The organism is Micromonospora vulcania (assembly GCF_042658605.1).
Classification (GTDB): Bacteria; Actinomycetota; Actinomycetes; order Mycobacteriales; family Micromonosporaceae; genus Micromonospora; species Micromonospora vulcania.
Window position 1 is genome coordinate 14150 of record NZ_JBHSQS010000007.1, and the last position, 21610, is coordinate 35759.

At 70.9% G+C, this 21610-nt stretch carries 20 protein-coding genes and 1 pseudogene; 17 read left to right on the forward strand and 4 right to left on the reverse strand.

What is annotated here, in order from left to right; genetic code table 11:
- Positions 1-3: 3 nt before the first annotated feature.
- Positions 4-396 carry a peptidase inhibitor family I36 protein gene (locus tag ACFQGL_RS13180; RefSeq protein ID WP_377510697.1) on the forward strand — a complete coding sequence of 131 codons (393 nt, stop codon included), beginning with the start codon at positions 4-6 and terminating at the stop codon, positions 394-396.
- Positions 397-489: 93 nt separating this feature from the next.
- On the forward strand, positions 490-1233 hold the full coding sequence (locus tag ACFQGL_RS13185) for a YqjF family protein (protein WP_377510700.1): 744 nt from the start codon (positions 490-492) through the stop codon (positions 1231-1233).
- A 50-nt stretch (positions 1234-1283) separates the two neighbouring features.
- On the opposite strand, the gene ACFQGL_RS13190 is transcribed toward ACFQGL_RS13185, so the two are convergent.
- Entirely contained in the window at positions 1284-2261 is a 978-nt protein-coding gene (locus ACFQGL_RS13190; protein ID WP_377510703.1) for an aldo/keto reductase, read from the reverse strand.
- A gap of 127 nt (positions 2262-2388) precedes the next feature.
- Between ACFQGL_RS13190 and ACFQGL_RS13195 the strand changes: the two genes are divergently transcribed.
- Positions 2389-3000 carry a dihydrofolate reductase family protein gene (locus tag ACFQGL_RS13195; RefSeq protein WP_377510706.1) on the forward strand — a complete coding sequence of 204 codons (612 nt, stop codon included), beginning with the start codon at positions 2389-2391 and terminating at the stop codon, positions 2998-3000.
- Here the strand turns inward: ACFQGL_RS13195 and ACFQGL_RS13200 are convergent.
- Positions 2997-4424: an MFS transporter gene (locus ACFQGL_RS13200; protein WP_377510709.1), complete on the reverse strand. Its 1428-nt coding sequence runs from the start codon at positions 4422-4424 to the stop codon at positions 2997-2999. The genes ACFQGL_RS13195 and ACFQGL_RS13200 overlap by 4 nt on opposite strands.
- 185 nt (positions 4425-4609) lie before the next feature.
- Here ACFQGL_RS13200 and ACFQGL_RS13205 point away from each other — a divergent pair, with 185 nt between their 5' ends.
- The 6 genes and pseudogenes from ACFQGL_RS13205 to ACFQGL_RS13230 all read left to right on the forward strand — a co-directional run bounded on the left by ACFQGL_RS13205 (position 4610) and on the right by ACFQGL_RS13230 (position 8472).
- Positions 4610-4981 carry a nuclear transport factor 2 family protein gene (locus ACFQGL_RS13205; RefSeq protein ID WP_377510712.1) on the forward strand — a complete coding sequence of 124 codons (372 nt, stop codon included), beginning with the start codon at positions 4610-4612 and terminating at the stop codon, positions 4979-4981.
- A 31-nt stretch (positions 4982-5012) separates the two neighbouring features.
- The gene (locus ACFQGL_RS13210; RefSeq protein WP_377510715.1) at positions 5013-5573 is read left to right on the forward strand and encodes a carboxymuconolactone decarboxylase family protein; all 561 of its coding nucleotides are present in this window, start codon (positions 5013-5015) and stop codon (positions 5571-5573) included.
- Between the two features lie 4 nt (positions 5574-5577).
- The gene (locus ACFQGL_RS13215) at positions 5578-6156 is read left to right on the forward strand and encodes a TetR/AcrR family transcriptional regulator (protein WP_377510718.1); all 579 of its coding nucleotides are present in this window, start codon (positions 5578-5580) and stop codon (positions 6154-6156) included.
- Between the two features lie 65 nt (positions 6157-6221).
- Positions 6222-6536, forward strand: a pseudogene (locus ACFQGL_RS13220) (SRPBCC domain-containing protein); the annotation flags it as partial.
- A 109-nt stretch (positions 6537-6645) separates the two neighbouring features.
- Positions 6646-7824, forward strand: a complete 1179-nt coding sequence (locus ACFQGL_RS13225; RefSeq protein WP_377510721.1) for a low temperature requirement protein A — start codon at positions 6646-6648, stop codon at positions 7822-7824.
- A gap of 45 nt (positions 7825-7869) precedes the next feature.
- On the forward strand, positions 7870-8472 hold the full coding sequence (locus ACFQGL_RS13230; protein ID WP_377510724.1) for a dihydrofolate reductase family protein: 603 nt from the start codon (positions 7870-7872) through the stop codon (positions 8470-8472).
- Positions 8473-8530: 58 nt separating this feature from the next.
- On the opposite strand, the gene ACFQGL_RS13235 is transcribed toward ACFQGL_RS13230, so the two are convergent.
- Positions 8531-9448 (reverse strand): LysR family transcriptional regulator, encoded by a 918-nt coding sequence (locus ACFQGL_RS13235; protein WP_377510727.1) that lies wholly within the window; start codon positions 9446-9448, stop codon positions 8531-8533.
- 70 nt (positions 9449-9518) lie between these two features.
- Here ACFQGL_RS13235 and ACFQGL_RS13240 point away from each other — a divergent pair, with 70 nt between their 5' ends.
- From ACFQGL_RS13240 to ACFQGL_RS13260, 5 genes are all read left to right on the forward strand, one after another.
- Entirely contained in the window at positions 9519-10364 is an 846-nt protein-coding gene (locus ACFQGL_RS13240) for an SDR family NAD(P)-dependent oxidoreductase (RefSeq protein WP_377510730.1), read from the forward strand.
- A gap of 58 nt (positions 10365-10422) precedes the next feature.
- The gene (locus ACFQGL_RS13245; RefSeq protein ID WP_377510733.1) at positions 10423-11184 is read left to right on the forward strand and encodes a maleylpyruvate isomerase family mycothiol-dependent enzyme; all 762 of its coding nucleotides are present in this window, start codon (positions 10423-10425) and stop codon (positions 11182-11184) included.
- Between the two features lie 122 nt (positions 11185-11306).
- Complete coding sequence (locus tag ACFQGL_RS13250; protein WP_377510736.1) at positions 11307-12170, forward strand: hypothetical protein; 864 nt, start codon at positions 11307-11309, stop codon at positions 12168-12170.
- Positions 12171-12528: 358 nt separating this feature from the next.
- A complete protein-coding gene (locus tag ACFQGL_RS13255) occupies positions 12529-13440 on the forward strand; it encodes a hypothetical protein (protein ID WP_377510739.1) in 912 nt (303 codons plus the stop codon).
- A 72-nt stretch (positions 13441-13512) separates the two neighbouring features.
- A complete protein-coding gene (locus tag ACFQGL_RS13260) occupies positions 13513-14325 on the forward strand; it encodes a GIY-YIG nuclease family protein (protein WP_377510742.1) in 813 nt (270 codons plus the stop codon).
- 123 nt (positions 14326-14448) lie between these two features.
- On the opposite strand, the gene ACFQGL_RS13265 is transcribed toward ACFQGL_RS13260, so the two are convergent.
- Positions 14449-14982, reverse strand: a complete 534-nt coding sequence (locus ACFQGL_RS13265) for a GNAT family N-acetyltransferase (protein ID WP_377510745.1) — start codon at positions 14980-14982, stop codon at positions 14449-14451.
- A gap of 248 nt (positions 14983-15230) precedes the next feature.
- Here ACFQGL_RS13265 and ACFQGL_RS13270 point away from each other — a divergent pair, with 248 nt between their 5' ends.
- From ACFQGL_RS13270 to ACFQGL_RS13280, 3 genes are all read left to right on the forward strand, one after another.
- A complete protein-coding gene (locus tag ACFQGL_RS13270; RefSeq protein ID WP_377510748.1) occupies positions 15231-17891 on the forward strand; it encodes a glutamate--cysteine ligase in 2661 nt (886 codons plus the stop codon).
- 104 nt (positions 17892-17995) lie between these two features.
- Positions 17996-19774: an N-acetylglutaminylglutamine amidotransferase gene (locus ACFQGL_RS13275; RefSeq protein WP_377510751.1), complete on the forward strand. Its 1779-nt coding sequence runs from the start codon at positions 17996-17998 to the stop codon at positions 19772-19774.
- Positions 19775-21610, forward strand: a complete 1836-nt coding sequence (locus tag ACFQGL_RS13280; protein ID WP_377510754.1) for a S9 family peptidase — start codon at positions 19775-19777, stop codon at positions 21608-21610. It abuts the gene before it with no gap.

The window sequence follows — 21610 nt, forward strand, 5'->3', positions numbered from 1 at the left end:
GCCATGGCCGTTGCGGGGGCCCTGACCCTGACGCCGTCGGCCGCCCAGGCGGCGCACCAGTGTCAACAGGGGTACGTGTGCATCTACCAGCACTGGAACCTCACGGGGAGCGTCGCGGTCCTGCCGGAGCTCAGCCCCGCGAGCGGTCACTTCACCGGGCAGGCGGCCGATTTCCGCAACTACCACTACTTCAACGGCACCAATCTGAACGATTCCGCGTCCTCGGTGATCAACCTGACCGGCCAGGTCGTCTGGTTCTACGAACACGGCAACTACAACAAGTACAAGTCCGGCCGTACGCACGGCGTCTCGCCGGGCAGCTGGTCCAACTTCGGGGAATACGAGGGCCTTCTCCAGAACGACCGCGCCTCGTCCGCCAACTTCACGCGGCCGTAGTCCCCGGACGGCTCACGGCCCTCGGACTGTCCCCGTCCGGAGGCCGTGAGTCGACGGGTGTTCGCGGCTGACCGTCGCGGGCAGGATGAGGGTGTGGACATCGAGCCGGTCGACCCCGCGCCCCGACGGGCGTTTCCCTGGGCGACCCTGCGGCAGCGTTGGCAGGATCTCACCTTCCTGCACTGGGCCGTCGCGCCGGAACTCGTCGCGCCGCTGCTGCCCGCCGGCACCCGACCGGACGTCCTGGACGGGGTCAGCCACGTCGGCCTGATCGGCTTCCGGATGGTCGGGCTGGGCTTCGGCCGAGGGCCGGGGGTGCCGTACTTCGGCACCTTCTGGGAGACCAACGTGCGGTTGTACTCGGTCGACGGCACCGGCCGGCGCGCGGTGGTGTTCCGGTCGCTCGACGCTTCCCGGCTGGTCCCGGTGCTGGTCGCGCGGGTGACGCTGGGTCTGCCGTACCTCTGGTCGGCCATGCGGCTGGATCGCGACGGCCACCGTCGCACCTACCGGTGCCGACGCCGCTGGCCCGGACCGGCCGGTACGACGAGCCGGATGGAGGTGCGGGTGGGGGAGCGGATCGCCGACCCGACCCCGCTGGAGCACTTCGTCACCGCCCGCTGGGGCCTGCACACCCGGGCGTACGGGCGCACGCTGCACCTGCCGAACTGGCACCCGAGTTGGCCACTGCACCGGGCCGAGCTGCTGCACCTGGACGACGAGCTGGTCGCCGCCGCTGGGCTGCCGGCGCCGACGGGGCCGCCGGTCAGCGTGCTCTACTCACCCGGCGTCGGCGTCCAGTTCGGCCCTCCGGCCACCGTACGCCGGCCCGGCTGACCGGGGCGGGCCGCCGCCCGCTCCCGGTCGTCGCGATGCCGCGTCGAGCCTCAGTAGCGGCCACCCTGCGGAGCGGGCAGGGCGTCGAGGTCCGCCAGGTCCTTTGCGCTGAGCCGCACATCGCCCGCCGCCGAGTTGTCCACCAGGTACCTCGGGGTCTTGGTGCCGGGGATCGGGATGACCAGGCTGCCCTGAGCGACCACCCAGGCCAGCGCCACCTGCGCGGGGCTGAGCCCGGCCCGGTCGGCGATCTCGCGGACCCGGCTGACGATGGCGAGGTTGGCGCGCAGAGCGTCCTGCTGGAAGCGCGGCAGGCCGCGGCGGAAGTCGTCGGCGGGCAGGTCGTCGAACGACGCGAACCGGCCGGCGAGGAAGCCACGGCCCAGTGGGGAGAACGGCAGGAAGGCGATGCCCTGCTCGGCGCAGTACGGCAGGACCTCGGCCAACGGGTCACGGGTCCACAGCGACAACTCGGACTGCACCGACGCCACCGGGTGCACCGCCTGGGCCCGCTGGATCTGGGCCACCGTCACCTCGGACAGACCGATCTGCCGTGCCTTGCCGGCCGCGACGACCTCCGCCATCGCGCCCCAGGACTCCTCGATGGGCACCTCGGGGTCGACGCGGTGCAGCTGGTAGAGGTCGACGTGGTCGGTGCCGAGCCGCCGCAGGCTGGCGTCGATCGCCGCGCGGATGTGCTCCGGGCGACCGTTGTTACCGATCGTCGGCGAGTTGCCGGGGCCACCGGTCGGCGCGGTGGCCACCAGCCCGGCCTTGGTGGCCAGGACCGCGCGCTTCCGGTGGCCGCCGGCCAGTGCCCGGCCGACCAGCTCCTCGTTGGTGTACGGGCCGTACACGTCGGACGTGTCGGTCAGGGTCGCGCCCAGGTCCAGTGCCTGCCGGATGACGGCGATCGAGGTGTCGTCGTCCTTGGGGCCGGTGATGTCGTATCCGTGGCTCATGCCCATGCACCCCAGGCCGATGACGCCGACCTCGGGACCCGCACTGCCCAGCGTGGTGGTTCTCATGCGCCCTACGGTACGACCGGGTCGTCGGCGGCCGTGGCCGGCGCGGTCGGGAGGCGTGTGACGGCACCGGCCAGTAGGGTCGCGTGTTGATGGTTGTCGCTGCCGTGCACCTGGGAGGGAGTCGAGTATGACGAGCGAACTGGTGGTGGGCACCTCCGTGTCGCTGGACGGGATCATGCAGGGCCCCGGTGGGCCCGGCGAGGACGACTCGAACGACTTCCCGCACGGTGGTTGGTTGCCGCCGCACCTGGACGAGGGGTTCGGTCAGATCATGACCGAGGTGTTCGACCGGGCGACGGGCATGCTGCTGGGCCGGCGGTCCTACGACCTTCTCGCGGGGCACTGGCCCAAGGTGCCCGACGAGGAAGGCGCGGCAAAGATCAACAGCATGCCCAAGTACGTCGCGACGCGCAGCCCGATGACCGCCGACTGGCACAACACCGAGGTCCTGGTGGGCGAGGCCGCCGAGACGGTCGCCGCGCTCAAGCAGCGCACCTACGGTGAGCTCCTCGTGCAGGGCAGCGGCGACCTGCTGCGTACGCTGCAGAAGGCCGAGCTGGTCGACGAGTACCGACTGTTGATCTTCCCGGTCGTGCTCGGGCAGGGAAAGAGGCTCTTCGCCGAGGGGGCCACGCCGGCCGGGCTGAAGCTGACCGGGTCGACCACCACCGAGGCTGGCATCGTCTACGCGACCTACCAGGTGGCGGGCCAACCCTCCTACGGGAGCATCCTCATCTAGGCGGCATTCGCGTTCTGGGCCGCGCTTGCGGCGGTTGTGGGTTCCACGAGGGCCGCATTGCGCGGGATGAAGGCCGCGGCCAGGGCGGCGACCAGAGCGCCGGCACCGCAGAAGACGAAAGCGGCGACGAACGCGTGTTCACCGGGGAACGGACTCCCGGTGGACACCCCGGCCGCGAGGATGCCGGCCATGACCTGGGTGCCGATCGACGAACCGACCGAGCGGATCAGGGCGTTGACCCCGGCAGCCTCCGCCGCGCGAGCGGCCGGCACCGCCTCGACGAGAGTCGTGGGGATGACGGCCAGTGCCACGCCGACACCGATGAGCGCGACGAAGGACCAGCACAGGATCGCCACTTGGCTGCCGTGTCCGCCGGCGAGCAGAATCGAACCGAGTGCCGTCACGCTGGCCGCAACGGCGAGCGCGGACCGGCCGCCGTAACGGCGGTAGAGCGCGGCGGAGACCGTGCCGCCGGCCATCATGGCGAGGCTGCCGGGCAGCAGGAGCAGGCCCGCCCGGGTGGCGTCCGCGCCGAAGCCGTACCCGGTGCTCGTCGGGGCTTCGGCGAACTGCGGGACCAGCACGAACGCCCCGAACATGCCACAGCCGACCAGGAACGTGGTGACGTTGGTGATGAGCACCCGGGGCCGGACCAGCAGTGCAAGGTCGACGAGCGGCTGAGCTCTACGCTGTTCCACCAGGCCGAACAACACCAGCACCGCCAGCCCCACGACGATCAGGCCGAGCGTGCGTCCGGAGGTCCAGCCCCAGGTGGCGGCGCGGCTGATCGCGAGCAGCGGGAGCGTCACCCCGATGCTGAGCAGGCCGGTGCCGACCAGGTCCACGCGCCCGCCGGCGGACCGCTGCCCGGCGTCCGGCATGCCGAGGCCGACCGCCAGCGCTGACACGCCCGCCATCGCGGCCGTGACCCAGAAGATCCAGGTGTACGAGGTGTGGTCGACGATCACGCCGCCGAGCACCAGACCGAGGCCGCTGCCCACGCCGAAGATCGCCGAGATGATGCCGATCGCCCACGCTCGGCGCTCGGCGGGGAACGCCGACCGGGCGATGCCCACCGCCAGCGGGATGACGGCACCGCCCGCGCCCTGCAGCACGCGGCCGGCCACCACCACGCCCAGGTGGTCGGAGAGCCCGCTGAGCACGGATCCGGCCGCGAACACCACCAGGACCACCATGAGGAGCCGGCGTCGCCCGAAGAGGTCGCCGAGCCGGCTGAGGACCGGGGTGAGGACGGCCGAGGCGATCAGGTAGGCGGTCAATGTCCAGGTCACGCTCTGCCGATCGGTGTGCAGCGCGGAAGCGAGAGCGGGCAGGGCGGGCAGGACCGTCGTCTGAGCCAGGGCGTACGCGAGGGTTCCCAGCCCCATCGCGGCGAGCGACCGGCTCGTCGAGTTCTCTTTCATCGTCTCCCCATAAGTGGACTCACGTGTCCGGATGATGGTTGCGCTAACCGGACCTGCGAGTCCACTTATTGTGAAGAGCGCCACCAGGCTGCGGTTTCCTGCTGACCGGACTCGCGGGTCCGGTACGCTGGAGGTCAACCGGACAGGTGAGTCCGGATCTGCTGCCCAGGGGGAGTGCCCGAATGATGAACCAGGCGCGAATCAGCGACGCTCTCCGTGCGGTGGCCTTCGAGTCGGCGCTCGACGTGAACGAGGCGCTGGACTCCTTCTACGCCCCCGACTACACCCATCGCAGCGACGGAAAGACGCTCGATCGGGCCGCGTTCGCCGAGATGGTGACGCGGATGCGCAGCCAGATCGCCAGTGGCGCGGTGACCGTGCTCGACGAGCTGCACGACGGCCCTCGCTACGCCGAGCGGCACGTCTATGAGATCACCATGGCCGACGGCTCCACCGTCCGGCGCGAGATCGCGATCTTCGGGGAGTTCGCCGAGGACGGCCGTTTCCGGCACCTCAGTGAGACGGGGTTCGACCTCCCGTCAGACGACGCCTCCTGACCGATCTCGACGACACCAATCGAGGAGAACAATGCCGCGCCTTGCCGACCCTGATCCGAACGCCGCCCCGGACGACGTCCGCGACTTCCTCTCCACCCTGCCGCCGGACCCGCTGGTCAAGATGCTGACCCACTCGGTCGGCACGGTGAAACCGTTCGTTCAGCTCGCGAGGACGCAGTTCACCTCGCTGGAGTTGCCCGCCCGCTCGCGGGAGATCGTCGTCCTGACCGTGGCCGAGTGGACGGACTGCGATTTCGAGGCGGCCCAGCACGCCCCGATGGCCGAGAAGGCCGGTGTCGACCAGCGTGTCCGGGACATCATCAGCAGCCGGGACCTCGACAGTCCGGAGCTTTCGGCGTACGACCGGACCCTCGTCCGGTTCGCCGCCGAGGTGGTGCGGTCGCCACGCGTCGCCGACGACCTCTTCGACCAGGTACGGCAGATCCTGACCGAGCGCGAGATCGTCGAGGTGCTCCAGGTGGTCGGGTACTACTGGTCGTTCGGCCGGGTCTGCACCGTGCTCAACGTCGAACTCACCAAGGTGTACAGCGACGGGCCGGTGTCGGCGACCGACGCCGACCGGGCAAACTGAGCCCATGGTTCCGTCCGACGGCGTCCAGGCGCCCACCGAACCTGACGCCTCCCATCGCCGGTTGGACGCTCGTCGGAATCAGGAGCGGGTGATCGCGGCCGCCCGGGAACTCTTCACCGAGCAGGGCCTCCAGGTGACCGTGCCGCAGGTGGCCGAGCGGGCTGGGGTGGGTCGGGCGACGGTGTACCGCAGCTATCCCAGCAAGGAAGACCTGATCGTCGCGGTGACGCGTGAGCAGTTTCAGGAGCTGGAGCGGCGCATCCGTGCCGCGCTGGACGGCACCGACGCCTACCAGGAGTTGTGCGCGTACGTCCCCGACCTGTTCGAGCGCCTCGCGCACGACCGGGTGCTCGCCGACGCCTTCTTCGACGGCACGTTGGTGGCCGCCTCCCGCCTCCTGGACCTGATCGGGCGGCTCGTGGCGGCGGCGAAGGCGTCCGGCCGGATCCGTTCGGACGCGAGCGAGCTGGACGTCCGGGTCATCCTCTGCGGGCCGGTCCGGCAGCTCATCCTGCTGGATCAGCGGGACCCGGCGGTGTGGCGTCGGTACGCGGAGATGGTGCTGAGCGCGTTCCGCTCCTGAGGTCCCGGAGGGCTCGATCTCAGTGCCGCGTACCTGAATAGCGAGGCTTTGAAAGGCCTGGACCACGCCCGAGTACGACCATGCGCTCACCCGAGGGCGAGGAATGCCCGAGCAGTGGCTGCATCCTGGTGGCCGAGGAACCCTCGATGCTGATCTTCACCTCCGGCAGGGGTCCGGGCTTCCGTCCGCAGATCGAGGAGGGCGGCTCCCCGTTCACCGCCGTTGTCAAGATCGAGCCGGACGGTGTCGGTACGAAGTACACCGCCAACGCGATCCACGGCGACGCGATCCACGGCGACGCGGCGGCGAAGAAGTCGCCCAGGAGATCGGCTTCCACGAGGGCTGGGGCGCGGCGCTGGACCAACTGGTGGACCTCGTGAGGTCCCGCTGAGCGCCTGCGGCGATCAGGCCGAGTGACGCGTCTGGCCGTACTCGGTTACCGTCCGTGATACAACTACTGCCGAGCGAGCAGACGAGGCGGGCGACCTGGTGCCGAAGAGCAACCCTTCGCGGCTCCTGCGCCAGCGCGAGTCGTCGCGTCAGGCGTCTGCCCTCGAACTCTTCTTCGACCTGACGCTCATCTTCGCCCTGATGCGGCTGTCGGGCCGGCTGCTGCACGACCCCAACTGGCTCAACGTCGTACAGACGATGGTCCTGCTCGGCGGGATCTGGTGGATCTGGATCGCGACGGCCTGGTCCACCGACTGGTTTAATCCCAGCGAGCCGCTGATCCAGCGGCTCGTGGTGGGGGTGATGTTCGCCGGGTTGCTGATGGCCGCCGCGGTGCCGCAGGCCTTCGGTGCGCACGGCCTCCTGTACGCCGGCGCGTATGTCCTCATCCACCTCGGCCGGGCGGCAGTCCTGCTGCCGGCTCTGCGCGGGCACCCCTTGCAGCGACGTACCCTGCTCGTCGCGGTCTGGTTCGCCGTCTCCGCGATTCCCTGGCTGGTCGGTGCGTTCCTGCCGGCCGAGCCGCGCCTGGTCGTGTGGATCGTGGCGCTGGGCATCGACTTCACCGTCGCCTATCTGGGGTGGCCGGTGCCGAAGGTCGGTCGGGTGGCCCTCGACCAGCTCCGGGTGGTCGGCGAACACCTGGCCGAACGCTACGGCCAGATCACCATCGTGGCGCTGGGCGAACTCATTCTGGTCAGTGGCACCACCTACGCCGGCGGACCGTTCGACGTGCCGCGTACCGTCGCCGTCGCCGTGGCCTTCGCCAACGCGGTGGTCCTGTGGCGGCTCTACTTCCTGCCGAGGCGCGGCGCACTCAGCCGAGCGCTGGACAAGCGCGGTCCCCGGCTCGCCGTCATCGCGGCCTACACCCACCTGACCTTCGTCGCGGGGGTGGTCTTCATCGCCTTCGGCGACGAGGTGGCCATCAGGGCACCCTTCGGCGGTGGTGGTCAGCGCTGGGCTGCCTCCCTGATCGTCGTTGGGTCGGTGCTCATCCTCGCCGGCCGGATCATGTTCAGGGCGGTCAACAACGTCTGGTCGTGGGGCTCGCTGCTCGGGATGGTCGTCATTCTGGCGCTGACCCCGGCCCTTCTGTGGCTGCCGCCGGTGGTGGCTCTCGCCATCACCACGCTGGCGCTGGGGGTGGTCGCCTTCGTGCCCGGCAAGAACGACCGCAGGCCTGTCGAGAACAGCGGCGCCAGCTTCGACCAATAGTGCGGGCCGGGTACGCCGGCCCGACACAGAGTGAGGAGCGGATCGATGACGAAGGTGACGACCGGGGCGACGATGTCGTTGGACGGCTACATCGCGGACGCCTCCCACGGTGGCTTCGACTACCTGTTCCAGTGGTACGAGAACGGCGACGTCGAGACGCCGACGACGCACCCCGAACTGACGTTCCGGACCTCCGCCGTGAGCGCGCGGCACCTGCGCGACCTCACCGAGCGGACCGGAGCACTGGTCGTTGGTCGACGACTCTTCGACATGACCAAGGGTTGGGGCGGCCGGCACCCGATGGACGTGCCCGTCGTGGTCGTCACCCACCACGTGCCGGAGGGCTGGGAAGCCGAGGGCGACTCGTTCGTCTTCGTCACCGACGGCATCGAGCACGCCATCGAACGGGCGAAGACGATCGCGGGCGACAAGGAGGTCGGCGTCAACGGCGGCACGATCGCGGCACAGGTCATCGAGGCAGGTCTGCTCGACGAGGTGCACGTCGACCTCGTACCGGTCCTGCTCGGTGCCGGGATCCCGCTCTTCGCCGATCTGAAGATCGCGCCGGTGCAGTTGGAGGGGCCGATCAGCGTCGTCGAAGGAACCGGGGTCACCCACCTGGCCTACCGGGTACGTCCGGCGGCCTGAGCGACCAGGGGGCCGGCCCGGGCCGGTCCGGCCCCGGTCCGCCACCGTGACCGACCGACTAGACCGGTACGCCCGTCTCGGTCGCGGCGGCCCGCAGCGCGTCGGCCAGCCGGGCGGCGGGATCCGTCGGGGCCTGCGGAAGGCGCGCGAGCAGCACGCGTCGCCATTCCACCGGCCCGCCGCGCACCGGCAGGATGCGCACCCCGGGCGGCAGCGCGGGAGTGAGTACCGGCGGCACGGTGGTCAGGCCGAAGCCGGCGGCGACCAGTTGCAGTTTCGCCAGCCAGTCGCGGGCGGTGTGCGCGATCTGCGGCCGCTCGTCCAGGCCGGGCCACACTCCGAGCACCCGATCCTCGCCCGAGCCGGCGATCCACTGCTGACCGTTCAGGTCGGCGGCGTCGATGAACTCACCCCGGGCCAGCGGATGGCCGGTGGGTACGGCCACACAGAGCGTGCGTTCGGTGAGCGTCCGCAACACCAGTGCGGGGGTCTCGGTGTCGGGTGGGCGAAAGGGTGGCGCCGAGGCCAGCACCGCGAGGTCCACGGTGCCGGCGCGCAGGGCGCGGACCAGCGCCGGAGTGCTGCCCTCCCGGGAGATCACGGTGATCGCCGGGTGGGTACGGCGCAACGTCGCCAGTGCCCGGGGCACCAGCGCCGCCCCGGCGCTGGCGAACCAGCCGAGGCGTACCGTGCCGTGTTCGTCGGGCAGGCCGGCCAGCTCGCGCGCGGTGGCGTCGACCTGGTCGACCACCGACGCGGCGCGACGCACCACGATGCGCCCGGCGGGCGTCAGGCGTACGCCGTCGTGGCGTCGCTCCAGCAGGGGCGTTCCCGCCGCTCGTTCCAACGAGGCGATCTGTCGGGACACCGCGGACTGGGTGTAGCCGAGCGCGGCGGCCGCAGCGGTGAGGGTGCCCCGTTCGGCCACCTCGCGAAAGACCCGCAGCGCGGTGAGGGATGCGTCGGAGAAGGCCATGACCATTACGCATACCACGCGTGCGGAACTCTCGTTGGTCGCATGGCCGGCGTCTGCCTAGCGTGGCGGCATGACCATCACCCCGAGAGTCGCACTGGTCACCGGCGCCACCCAGGGCCTCGGCCTGGCCCTGGTCGAGGCCCTGGCCCGACGGATGACGCCGCAGGACACCGTCTATCTGACCGGCCGGGACGCCGGCCGCGTCGCCGCAGCCGTCGACGCCCGGCCCGCCGGCGGCGCCCACGTCCGCGGCGAGGTCTTCGACGTGTCCGGTGCCCGGACCGCCGACCGGCTCGCCGCGCTGCTCGCCGAACGGCACGGCGGCGTCGACATCGTGTTCAACAACGCCGTCATGCGGGTTGGCCCCGACGACGACCCCAGGAAGATCATCGACGGGTACGCCGAGGTCAACAACTTCGGCACCACGCGCGTGCTGCGCGCCTTCGCTCCGCTGCTGCCCGACGGTGGTCGACTCATCGTGGTGGCCAGCTCGCTGGGCACCCTGCACCACCTGGCGCCCGTACTGCATGACCGGTTCGACGGCCTGGCGTCGCTCGACGAGGTCGACGCGCAGGTCGCGGCCTGGTGTGCCGCCGTGCGGGACGGCAGCGCCCGGGCCGGCGCGTGGCCCGGCTTCGTCAACATCCCCTCCAAGATCGGCCAGGTCGCCGCCGTGCGCGCGCTCGCGCGGCAGCGACGCGACCAGGACGCAACCCGGGGCATCCTGCTCGCCGCCGCCTGTCCGGCAATGCTGAACACGCCCACCTCGGCCCTGTGGTGGGACGTGCGCAGCGCCGCCACCCCCGCTCAGGCGACCGGACCCCTGCTGGACCTCGCCCTCGCGCCCGTCGTTCCCGAGCACTACGGCGAGCTCGTCCGCAACGGGAAGGTCGTGCCCTGGGCGCCCCGACGGTAGCGCCGACGGGGTGGGTGGTGCCCCCAACGAACCGTGCCCGTGTGTTGGACTGTCCGGCATGGAGACCGCCCGATACCTCGACTGCCTGGCGGACGACTTCGCCCGGCTGCGCGCCGTGGCGACGACCGACCTCACCGCGGCGGTGCCGAGCTGCCCCGGTTGGACCGTCGCGGATCTGACCCGCCATGTCGGCGAGGTCTACCTGCACAAGGCCCTGGCCATCCAGGAGGGTGTCGAGGCCGAGCCGTGGCCGCCAGCGGAGCTGGCGAAGGAGGAGCCGCTGGCGCTGCTCGACCGGGCGTACGCGGCATTGCTGGCCGAGTTCGCGGCCCACGATCCGCAGGACGCGGCCGGCTCCTGGTACAAGCCGGACCGGACCGTCGGGTTCACGATCCGGCGGATGGCGCAGGAGACGGTCATCCACCGCATCGACGCCGAGTTGGGCGTCGGCGTACCGGTGGCCCCGGTCCCGGACGACCTCGCCGTCGACGGCGCTGACGAACTGCTCCGGGTCTTCGTGGAGTACTGCGTGACCGAGTGGGCCGACTCCTTCAGCGAGATCCTGGCCGCCTCGCCGGGTTGGACGTTCGCCGTGCGTACCAATGGTGCGGCATGGTCGGTGCGGACCGGGCCCGGGGTGTTCAGCGTGACCGACGGCGCGGCCGACGCCGCCGACGTGACGGTCACCGGCCCGCCGACGGCGCTGCTGCGCTGGCTGTGGGGCCGGGAGTCGGCCGGCGAATCGAGCGGCGTCACGGTACACGGGCCGGCCGAGGCGGTGTCGCAGTTGCGGCGCCTGATCGAGATCACGACCCAGTGAGGTGGCCGTTTGTTCTGGCCAGCCTGCGGCTCGATGCGCCACCACCGCCATAGAATCGATGATGTTCACTGCCAGCGCGGGCGGTGTGTCATGGGTTGCTACCGCGGAGGGTGGTGCGGAACATGGGACCGGACGAGCGGGAACGGCTGTTCGAGCGGGCGCGGGAGCATTCGACGAGGCAGGACACCTGGGCGGAGGCGGACCTGCTGTGGGTCCGGGTGATCGACGCCTACCGGCAGGCCGTGCAGGGCCCGGGGCAGGCCGAGCGGCGGGACCAGCAGCAGTTGGCCCGCGCCCTGTCACGACGCGGGATGCTGCTGTCCGCGCGCGGGAGGGCCGCCGACGGGATGGCTCCCGGCGGTGAGGCGGTCACCATCTTCGAGCGGGTGAACGACGCCGTGGCGGCCGAGAGCGCGGACGTGACCGGCCCGCCCCGGGACGAGGCGCTCGCGGAGCTGATCACCGGACTGGTGGACCTGTCGGAGGTCGCGTTCGCCGCCGGCCAGGTCGCCACCCGGATGGAGTTGCTGGAGCGGGCCGTGGCGGTGGGCCTGAGCACCGTCGGCGCACCGCCGTCCGCCGGGCCGCGGACAAAGGCGGCGATGGGCACGGCGTACCACAACCAGGCGACGGCGTTGCTGCACCGGTCCATCACCCGGCCCGCGCCGGACGAGAGCGTCCGGGAGGCGGCGCAGGCCGCGTCGCGGGCCTGCGAGCTGCGTCAGGCGTTGCTCGACCCGATGAGCCCGCTGAGTGTGTGGGAGATGGCCAACACCTACGGGGTGTACGCACGGTGCCTCGTGTTGATCGGCGAACTCGACCGGGCCGACGCGGTGCTCGCGATGGGCAATCGACTGGTGGAGTGGCTGGGGCCGGCCGGCGCGCAACCCGCCCTGCACCTGGGCATGGCGCAGGACGCGGTGGCTCACGCACGGGCAACGGCCGAGGGTACGGGAGCCCCGCGCCGCCGATGGTGGCACCGCTGACCCCCCTCCCTCCCTCCCTCCCCCCTCCCCCCCGCCCGGCCCGCCGGGCCCGGCGCGCCGCCACTCCCCGTCGATCTAGGGCAAATCGCTGTGATCGGAGATCCACTAGCAGTGATATGCCCTAGATCGACGGGGGAGGTCGTCCCACGGCACCTCATTGGCGGGCGCGATCCGCACGCCCGGTTGGGGAATCGGGGCCAAATCCACCGATGTGCTGCTGCTCTTGCGCCAGACAGCGCCGCTCAGGTCAGGCACGGGCGTTGTCAGATGATGTCGACGGTCGGCCACGATCGCTTCAGTTGGTCGGCGAGTGACACGCGCTCCCGCGGGCCCCGCCAGCAACGCCTATGGTCTCCCCATGCCTCCATCGGTGTCGATCCCAGAGAAGACGCTAGAGCATTGGTCGAGCCAGTATCTTGCCTACCGTTATCACTCACACGCCGCGTTGTGGTGGCCGAGCAGAGGTGAGGACATTGACGTGCGGTTGTTGCCGGCGATGCCGGGCAAAGCGATCCAAATTGAGCTAAAGACGACGACGGTCAGTGGTACGAACTTCCACGATGTTCTCGTAGACCTAGGTCAGTTGTGGGAGTACTATCGCCGCCCTCTTGGACACCAGCCGTTCTACGCCTTTCCTCGGCCAGATTGGCGCGGCGACCTGGCCGCCGCGGCGCTCGTCGAAGGGCGTCACGTCACGGAGCTAGCGTTCCGACGCAGCGGCCCCGGCTGGTGGTTCGCGGACTGGATGACCGTCTTGCCGACCTCGGCCGTGGCGCGAGTGCTCCGTCAGGATCTGGAGAGGCACGGCAGCCCTAGGAGAGGCAAGAAGAGCCGACTCGTGCGCTTCGACTTGCGCAAGTCCACGTCCAATCCCACAGTTGTCTGGGGTTCTGGTGCCGCCACGCCTCCTACGGTGGGCTGGCGCACTTTCTGGCAAGAGCTTGAGCAGTGCGGGCGCGCCGGCTGGCCGCAGTTGATCCGGATACCGGCGACCTTCATTCGACCCCGGGTCGCCTATCGCCAGTCTGACCTGATTGGACTAATGCGGGAAGCAGCATACACGGGGGCTTTCAACGAGTGGTCGGACGACTCGGAACTCGTCACGCTTGAGCCTACCGAGCAACGGGTTTACCAGATTGGATCCGACTCGAACCTCGGCCTTGCCGAGCCTCAGTCGGACGGAGCCGACGAGACCGCCGACCATCGACAGGTCGTCTTCGTGGAGGCCGGGGCGCTGTTCGGCGGTGTCCGGCGGAACCGTGCCCGGTAATCCCAGAAGTCTATCTTCGAGCATCCGCCAAAGCTGGCCGCCAGCGCAGTTCGCGAAAGGAGGCGTACCAGGATGCACAAGGGCCGTCGCGGGGTAATCTACATTCTGGCCAACCAATACATGCCGGGGCTGTTGAAGATTGGTCAGACCACGCGAGATCCCGAGACAAGGGTCCGTGAGATTTCCCGCGCGACGGGCGTCCCGGCCGATTTCGAGATTATCTACGACGAAATCGTGTCGGACGTGGATGCTGCCGAGGCAATGATTCATACCCAGCTCGCAGCCTCGCGTGTGAATAAGGTCCGAGAATTCTTCAGGTTGGATGTTCGATCCGCGATCAAGATTGTTCAACAGGTGGGCAGGGAGTTCGCGGTGGACGAGGGGATCGAGGCCGAGGGTGTAGAGATTCTGCCGCAACTGGAGAAGAGGATGCGTCGTTGGCTTAGGCGGGAGATCGTCTCGGTAGAGTTTGTCCAGTTCTCCGACCTGTGCGTCCTGCGCGTCATCGAGCAACCCGACGTCACGAGAGTCGATGCTCTTCAAACAGTCGTCGATCTGCGGGTGCTCGGCGACTCCGGTGGCGAATTCGGCGACGGTAAGCTCTTCAGTCCGCTGCGAGCAATCCAGAAGAATGTCCAAATATTCTTGGAGCTCGATGCGTACTCCATCATCGTGACAGGTCTCGGACTTTTGAGCGACGAAGCGAGCCTCCACGTGGCTCATCTTGTCGAGCAATTGTCGGTTGAGCCACCACTCAGCCCCGGCTGGCAAATATCCTCAATCGAGTACGATGTGTGGGGTTCAGCCGTAACGGATAACGAGCAGATTCTGAGACTGCTTCGCGCGAGTGACGCTCGCCGTCTGGGGCAACCCGGTCACACGTAGACCCGTTGAAACACGAACGTCGAGGGTGTTGGCGGACGTGCTGTCGGCCTGTTCGCCGGGCGACGTTCCCCGCCGATCTAGGGCAAATCACTGTGATTCGAGATCTACTAGCGGTGATATGCCCTAGATCGACGGGGGAGGGTGGCGCAGCGATGGCTCCCGCGCGGCGCGGACCATGCGAGTTTCCCGTACGCCGTCCTTGAGCTGGGCACTTCCGTCGGTGACGAAGCCGTGTTTGCGGTAGAACGTTTGTGCGCGAGGGTTCGGGTCGGCGACCCAGAGCGCCGCCGACTCTGCCGGGTCGATGGCGGCTTGCAACAACGCTCGCCCAGCACCTGTGCCGTGTTCGGCTGTCACTACGTAGAGCACATACAGCTGCCACGTCCACGCGGCCGCGCCCTCGAGCGGCGGACCCGACATCGCGATCCCGATCAGCTCGCCCTCCCGCTCGGCGACGACCGCCCGGTTCTCTCGATATCGTTTGTCGGTCAAAGCGGCAGTCCAGAACTGCTCCCGAGCAGCCGGAAGACTCGGATCATCAAGGACCGCATCCGACATGAGCCCCCGGTACGTCTCCTGCCAGCACCGAACATGCACACGCGCCATCTGCGCGACGTCCTCGACCTTGGCCGAGCGGACGGTCAGCGAGGAACCCATCGCAGAATCGTAGGCTGGGAAGACTCGGTGTCCGAAAAGGATCAGCAGTGCTTCCGCCGCATGGTCTTTGCGATTGTCGCCGCCCGTTGGTCGGCGTTGCGTGCTCCGCGCTGGCCACGGCGGCCCTGCTCGCCGCGCCGCCCGGACAAGACCGGCGCGCCACCTTAACGCGCTGGAAACACCCCCGGTACCAACCGTGGGAACGCTCGTCGGACAGTCGACTCAGCCGACAGGCGAACGGGGTGACGATGTCCGACAACACCACGAACGCGGCGACGTTCGACGAAGCGGCGGGCCGGCCGGACAACGGCCGGTCGCTGCCCACACCCCGGACCAGCCCGGTCGCGCCGATCCCCACCGACCCGGCGGACCTGGCCACCATCGGTGTGGAGGAGGAGTTCCACGTCGTCGACCTGCACACCCGGGAGCTGGTGCCCCGGGCGGGGGAGTTGCTCGACCGGCTGCCCGCCACGTCGTTCACGGCCGAGCTGCACCGTAGCGTGGTCGAGACCAACACGGCGGTCTGCCACACCCTGGACGAGATCCGCGCCGAGCTGACCCGGCTGCGCCAGCTGGCCGTCCAGGTCGCCGACCGGGCCGGTCTGGGCATCGTGGCGGCCGGTACGGTGCCGCTGCGCGCCGACGGCGACCCGAGCGTCACGCCCACCTCGCGCTACCGGCGGATGCTCGACGAGTACCAGATGTTGGCCCGTGAGCAGCTGATCTGCGGCGCGCAGGTGCACGTGGGGGTGTCCGACCGGGACCTCGCGGTGGCGGTCACCCGGCGGGTCCAACCGTGGCTCCCGGTCCTGCTCGCCCTCTCCACCAGCTCGCCGTACTGGATGGGTCAGGACAGCGGTTACGCCAGCGTCCGCTCGTTGGTCTGGCAACGCTGGCCCACCGCCGGTGATCCGGGCGAGGTGACCAGCGCGGCGGACCACGAGGCGCTGGTCGCCGAGCTGATCTCGTCGGGCACCATCACCGATCCCGCCATGATCTATTTCGATGTCCGGCCGTCGGCACACGTACCGACGGTGGAGCTGCGGATCACCGACGCCAACGCCGACGTGGAGACCATCGTCCTGCTCACCGGCCTGTTCCGGGCGCTCGTCCGGCGGGAGGTGGCCGCGCTGCGCGCCGGTGTGGAGCGCACCGCCGTCCGGCCGCCGGTGCTGCGCGCCGCCGTGTGGCGGGCGGCCCGCTCGGGCCTGGAGGGCGACCTGCTCGACCTGCCCCGCTCGGCGCGGCCGGTGCCGGCCGCCGAGGCGGTCCAACGCCTGGTCACCGACCTGCGCCCGGTGCTGGAGGCGACCGGCGACTGGGAGCAGGTCCGGGAGCTGACACGGTACGCGCTGGAGCGCGGCAGCTCCGCTGCCCGGCAGCGGCGGGCGTACGAGCGGCGGGGCCGGCTGGCCGACGTGGTCGACCTGCTGCTCGACGAGACCCGGGGGCGGATTCGCGCGCCGCTGCCGGGTGCGCCGCCACCGCTCGCGCTGCCCACCTACGCCGACGCCGGTGACGAGGTCTTCGGGCCGTCCGGCCCGGAGCCGGCGTACCGTCCGCTGCTCGCCGCCCTGACCAACCTCGGCGCCAGTGGCCTGCGTCAGCGCGAGCACGACCGGGACGAGGAGCAGCGGGCCCGCGGGGTGACCTTCAGCGTGGCCGGCGAGGCGAGCACCCGGCTCTTCCCGGTCGACCTGGTGCCCCGGGTGGTGCCCGCCGCCGACTGGCGGACGCTGCGTACCGGCCTGGTGCAGCGCGCCCGCGCCCTGGACGCCTTCCTCCGTGACGTCTACGCCGACCGGTCGGTGGTGGCCGACGGCGTGGTACCGGCCTGGGTGGTGGAGTCCTCGCCGGGGCTTCGCCCGACCGGGGCGCTGATGAACCGGCGCGCCACGCGGGCGCAGGTGTCCGGAACCGATCTGGTCCGGGACCCGGACGGCGGCTGGTACGTGCTGGAGGACAACCTGCGGGTGCCCTCGGGGATCGGCTACGCGGTGCAGAACCGTCGGCTGACCCGGGCGGTGCTGCCGGAGTTGCCGTTCCCGGCGGACCTGCTGCCCGCCGACGAGACACCGGCGATGCTGTACCGGGCGCTGCTCGCCGCCGCGCCCGCCGCGGCCGACGAGCCCGCCGTGGTGGTGCTCAGCAGCGGGCCGGGCGATCCGGCCTGGTTCGAGCACCGGCTGCTCGCCGACGAGATGGGCGTACCGCTGACCGAGAGCAGCGACCTGCTGGTGGAGGACGGTCGGGTCCGGCTGGTCCGCGACGGCCACCGCAGCCAGGTCGACGTGATCTATCTGCGGATGGACGAGGAGGCGCTGCTGCACGCGCCGGGCGCGGACGGGGTGCCGCTGGGCTGGCCGCTGCTCGCGGCGGTGCACGCCGGCCGGCTGACCCTGGCCAACGCGCTGGGCAACGGCGTCGGCGACGACAAGGCGCTGTACGCGTACGTGCCCCGGCTGATCGAGTACTACCTGGGGGAGAAGGCGCTGCTCGGGGACGTGCCGACGTACCTGTGCGGGCTGCCCGAGCAGCGGGCCGAGGTGCTGGGCCGGCTCGACCAACTGGTGCTCAAGCCGGTCGACGGGTACGGCGGAGACCGGGTGGTGATCGGCCCGCGTGCCGAGGCGGAGGAGCTGGACGCCGTCCGGGAGCAGATCCTCGCGGCCCCGCACCGGTGGATCGCCCAGGAGGTCATCGCGCTCACCACCCATCCGGTGTTCGACGGTACGGCGCTCGCCCCGCGCCACGTCGATCTGCGGGCCTTCGTCTTCCTCGGCGACACGGCGGAGGTGGCCCCGGTGGCGCTTACCCGGGTTGCACCGGCCGGCAGCATGATCGTCAACTCCTCTCGGGGCGGCGGGTCGAAGGACACCTGGCTGCTCGGGGGGCCGAGCAGCCTCTGACGTAACCGACGCTTGACCCACACGTCATCGGGGCGCAATCCGGTCCGCCAAGCCTGGACCGGTCAGCGGCCCGAGCGGACCCGAGCCGATGAGAGGTGCGTGCCATGTGCGGTATCGGAGGCGAGTTCCGCCTCGACGGGGCGCCGCCCGACCTGGCGGCGATCGAGCGGATGCTCCCCGCACTGGCCTCGCGGGGGCCGGACGGCGAGGGGCGGTGGCAGCACGGGCCGGCCGCGCTCGTGCACCGCCGGCTGCGCATCATCGACCTCTCCGACGCCGGCGCCCAGCCGATGGTCGATCCCGAGCTGGGTCTGGCCCTCGTCTTCAACGGCTGCATCTACAACTACCGCGAGCTGCGCGACGAGCTGACCGCCGCCGGCTACACCTTCCGGTCCACCTCGGACACCGAGGTGATCCTCAAGGCGTACCACCGGTGGGGGACGGCCTGCGTCGAGCGGTTCTACGGGATGTTCGCCTTCGCCCTGGTCGAGATGGCTACGCACACCCTGGTGCTGGCCCGCGACCGGCTCGGCATCAAGCCGCTCTATCTCGCCGAGGGCCCCGGCCGGATCCGCTTCGCCTCGACCCTGCCGGCGCTGCTCGCCGCCGGGGACGTGGACACCGACCTCGACCCGGTGGCGCTGCACCACTACATGAGCTTCCACTCGGTGGTGCCGCCGCCGCGCACCATCCTGGCCGGCGTCCGGAAGCTCCCCCCGGCCACCGTACGGGTGGTCACCGCCGACGGCCGGAGCACCGACACCGTCTACTGGCGGCCCGAGTTCAACCGCGCCGCCGCCCCGCCGATGTCCGCCGGGGAGTGGCAGGAGCGGATCATGGCCGCGCTGCGTACCGCCGTACGCCGTCGGATGGTCGCCGACGTGCCGGTCGGTGTGCTGCTCTCCGGCGGTATCGACTCCAGCCTGATCGTCGCCCTGCTGGCCGAGCAGGGCCAGACCGGGCTGGCCACCTTCAGCATCGGGTTCGAGGCGGCGGCGGGGGAGAGCGGCGACGAGTTCCACTACTCGGACCTGGTGGCCCGCCGCTTCGGCACGGACCACCAGCAGATCCGGATCGGTGCGGCCCGGTTCCTGCCCGCCGTGCACGCTGCCATCGGGGCGATGAGCGAGCCGATGGTGAGCCACGACTGCGTCGCTTTCCACCTGCTCTCCGAGGAGGTTTCGCAGCGGATCACGGTGGTGCAGTCCGGGCAGGGCGCCGACGAGATCTTCGCCGGCTACGACTGGTACCCGCCGATGGCCAACGTCGCCCGGGCGGACGCCGTCGAGGCGTACGCCCGGGTGTTCTTCGATCGTCGGCACGACGCGCTCGCCGGGCACCTGGCGCCCGAGTGGATGCTCGACCACGACGCCAGCCTGGAGTTCGTCACCGGCCACTTCGGTGCGCCGGGCGCGGACACCGCGCTGGACGCGGCGCTGCGCCAGGACAGCCTGGTGATGCTGGTCGACGACCCGGTCAAGCGGGTGGACAACATGACGATGGCCTGGGGCCTGGAGGCCCGGGTGCCGTTCCTCGACCACGAGGTCGTCGAGCTGGCCGCCGCCTGCCCGCCCGAGTTGAAGCTGTCGCAGGGCGGCAAGGGCGTGCTGAAGGCGGCGAGCCGGGGGATCGTCCCGGACGAGGTGATCGACCGGCCGAAGGGCTACTTCCCGGTGCCCGCCATCCGGCACCTGTCCGGGCCGCTGCTGGACGACGTCCGCGACGCGCTGACCGCGCGGCCGGCGCGCGAGCGTGGCCTGTTCCGTAAGGACTACCTGGAGGAGTTGCTGGACGAGCCCAACGCCCGGCGGACCACGCTGGGCTCGAACGCGCTCTGGCAGCTCGGGCTGCTGGAGCTCTGGTTGCAGCGGATCGGGGTATAGATGAGCGTACGGACCGATGTCGCCCGCACCGCGCGCCGGTTCGGCCACCGGCCGGTGCCGCCGGTGCTGCCGACCGGGGAGGAGTTCTCGCCCGCGCCGTCCCCCGACGGTCGCCGGGTCGCGTACCTCTCCGATCGGGCCGGGACGCCGGGCGTCTGGGTCCGTGACCTCGACGCCGCCGAGGCTGTGGCCCTGCCCTGCGGCGACGAGCCGGTGCTGGAGCTGAGCTGGTCCCCGGACGGGCGGTGGCTGGCCTGCGTGGTCGCACCCGGTGGAGCCCCCCGCACCGAGCTGTGGGTGCTGCGCCCGGACGGTTCGCGGCTCCACCAGGTCGCCGGGTTCGACCGGCGCAGCGCGACGCTGGCCGGCTGGCTGCCTGGCAGCACGTTGGCGGTCACCGAGACCGCGGAGCGGGGGTACGCCGTCCTGGTCGACGCGGCCACCGGGCATCGGCAGGTGCTGGCCGAGGGCGACCTGCTCACGCTCCTGGACGTCACGCCGACCGCCGACGCCGCCCTGCTGCGCCGCGGCCCCCGCAACGCCCGCTGGCTGGAACTGCTCGACGTGGCCACCGGCGCCCGGCGGCGATTGCTGCCGGACACCGGCCGGGGCAGCACCGACCAGGGTTGGTTCGGCCCCGGCGGGACGAGCGTGCTGGCCCGCACCGACGCGTTCTCGGAGTTGGCCGCGCTGGTACGGGTGGATCTCGCGCACCCGGAGGTGACGCCCACCCGGCTCGCCTGGCGGCCGGACGCCGAGCTGGAGCGGGTCGCGTTCGGCGCCGACCGGGGCACCGGCGCGCTGCTGTGGAACACGTACGGCGGCCGCAGTGAATTGAGCTTGCTCGATCTCGCCAGCGGCGTGCAACGTACCGTCCCGGCACCGGGCGAGGTGCTCGACGACGCCGTCTTCGCCGCCGGTGGTGACCTGCTCTGCGTCACCGCGCAGGGGCCGGTGCAGCCGCGCGAGGTCTGGCTGGTCGACCCGCCGACCGGCGCGTCGCGTCCACTGCTACCGACCACCGGTGGCCCGCGCGCGGACGGCCGGGGTGTCGCGCCGCAACTGGTCGACCTGCGGGCCCGCGACGGCCTGCCACTGTCCGGCTGGCTCTACCGCCCAGCGGGCCCGGGCCCCTGGCCGACCGCGATCAGCCTGCACGGCGGCCCCGAGGCGCAGGAGCGGCCCGGGTTCAACCCGCTGTTCCAGGAACTCGTCGGGCAGGGCGTCGCGGTCTTCGCGCCGAACGTCCGAGGCTCGTCCGGCTTCGGCCGTTCGTTCGTCGTCGCCGACAACCTCGCCGGCCGGTACGGGGCGATCGCCGACGTGGCGGCGTGCGCCGACTTCCTGGTCGACACCGGCGTCGCCCGGCCCGGCCAGCTCGGGTGCCTGGGCCGCTCCTACGGCGGTTACCTGGTCCTCGCGGTGCTGGTGAACTTCCCCGGGCTGTTCGCCGCCGGGGTGGCCGAGTGCGGCATCTCCGACTTTCGCACCTTCTTCGCCGACACCGAGCCGTGGATCGCCGCCGCCGCCGTCAGCAAGTACGGCCACCCGGAGCGCGATGCCGACCTGCTGCGGGACCTCTCGCCGCTGACCCACATCGACCGGCTCGACGTGCCGGTGCTGCTCATCCACGGCGCCAACGACACCAACGTGCCGGCCGGCGAGTCCGCGCAGGTGGCCCGGGAGTTGGCGGCGCGCGACGTGCCGTACGCCCACCTGGTGCTGGCCGGCGAGGGGCACGACTTCCTGGCCCGGCACAACCGGGAGGCGGCCCGTACGGCCACCACCGCCTGGCTCACCCGGCACCTCGCCGCGACTCCGACCGCCGTCGGCTGA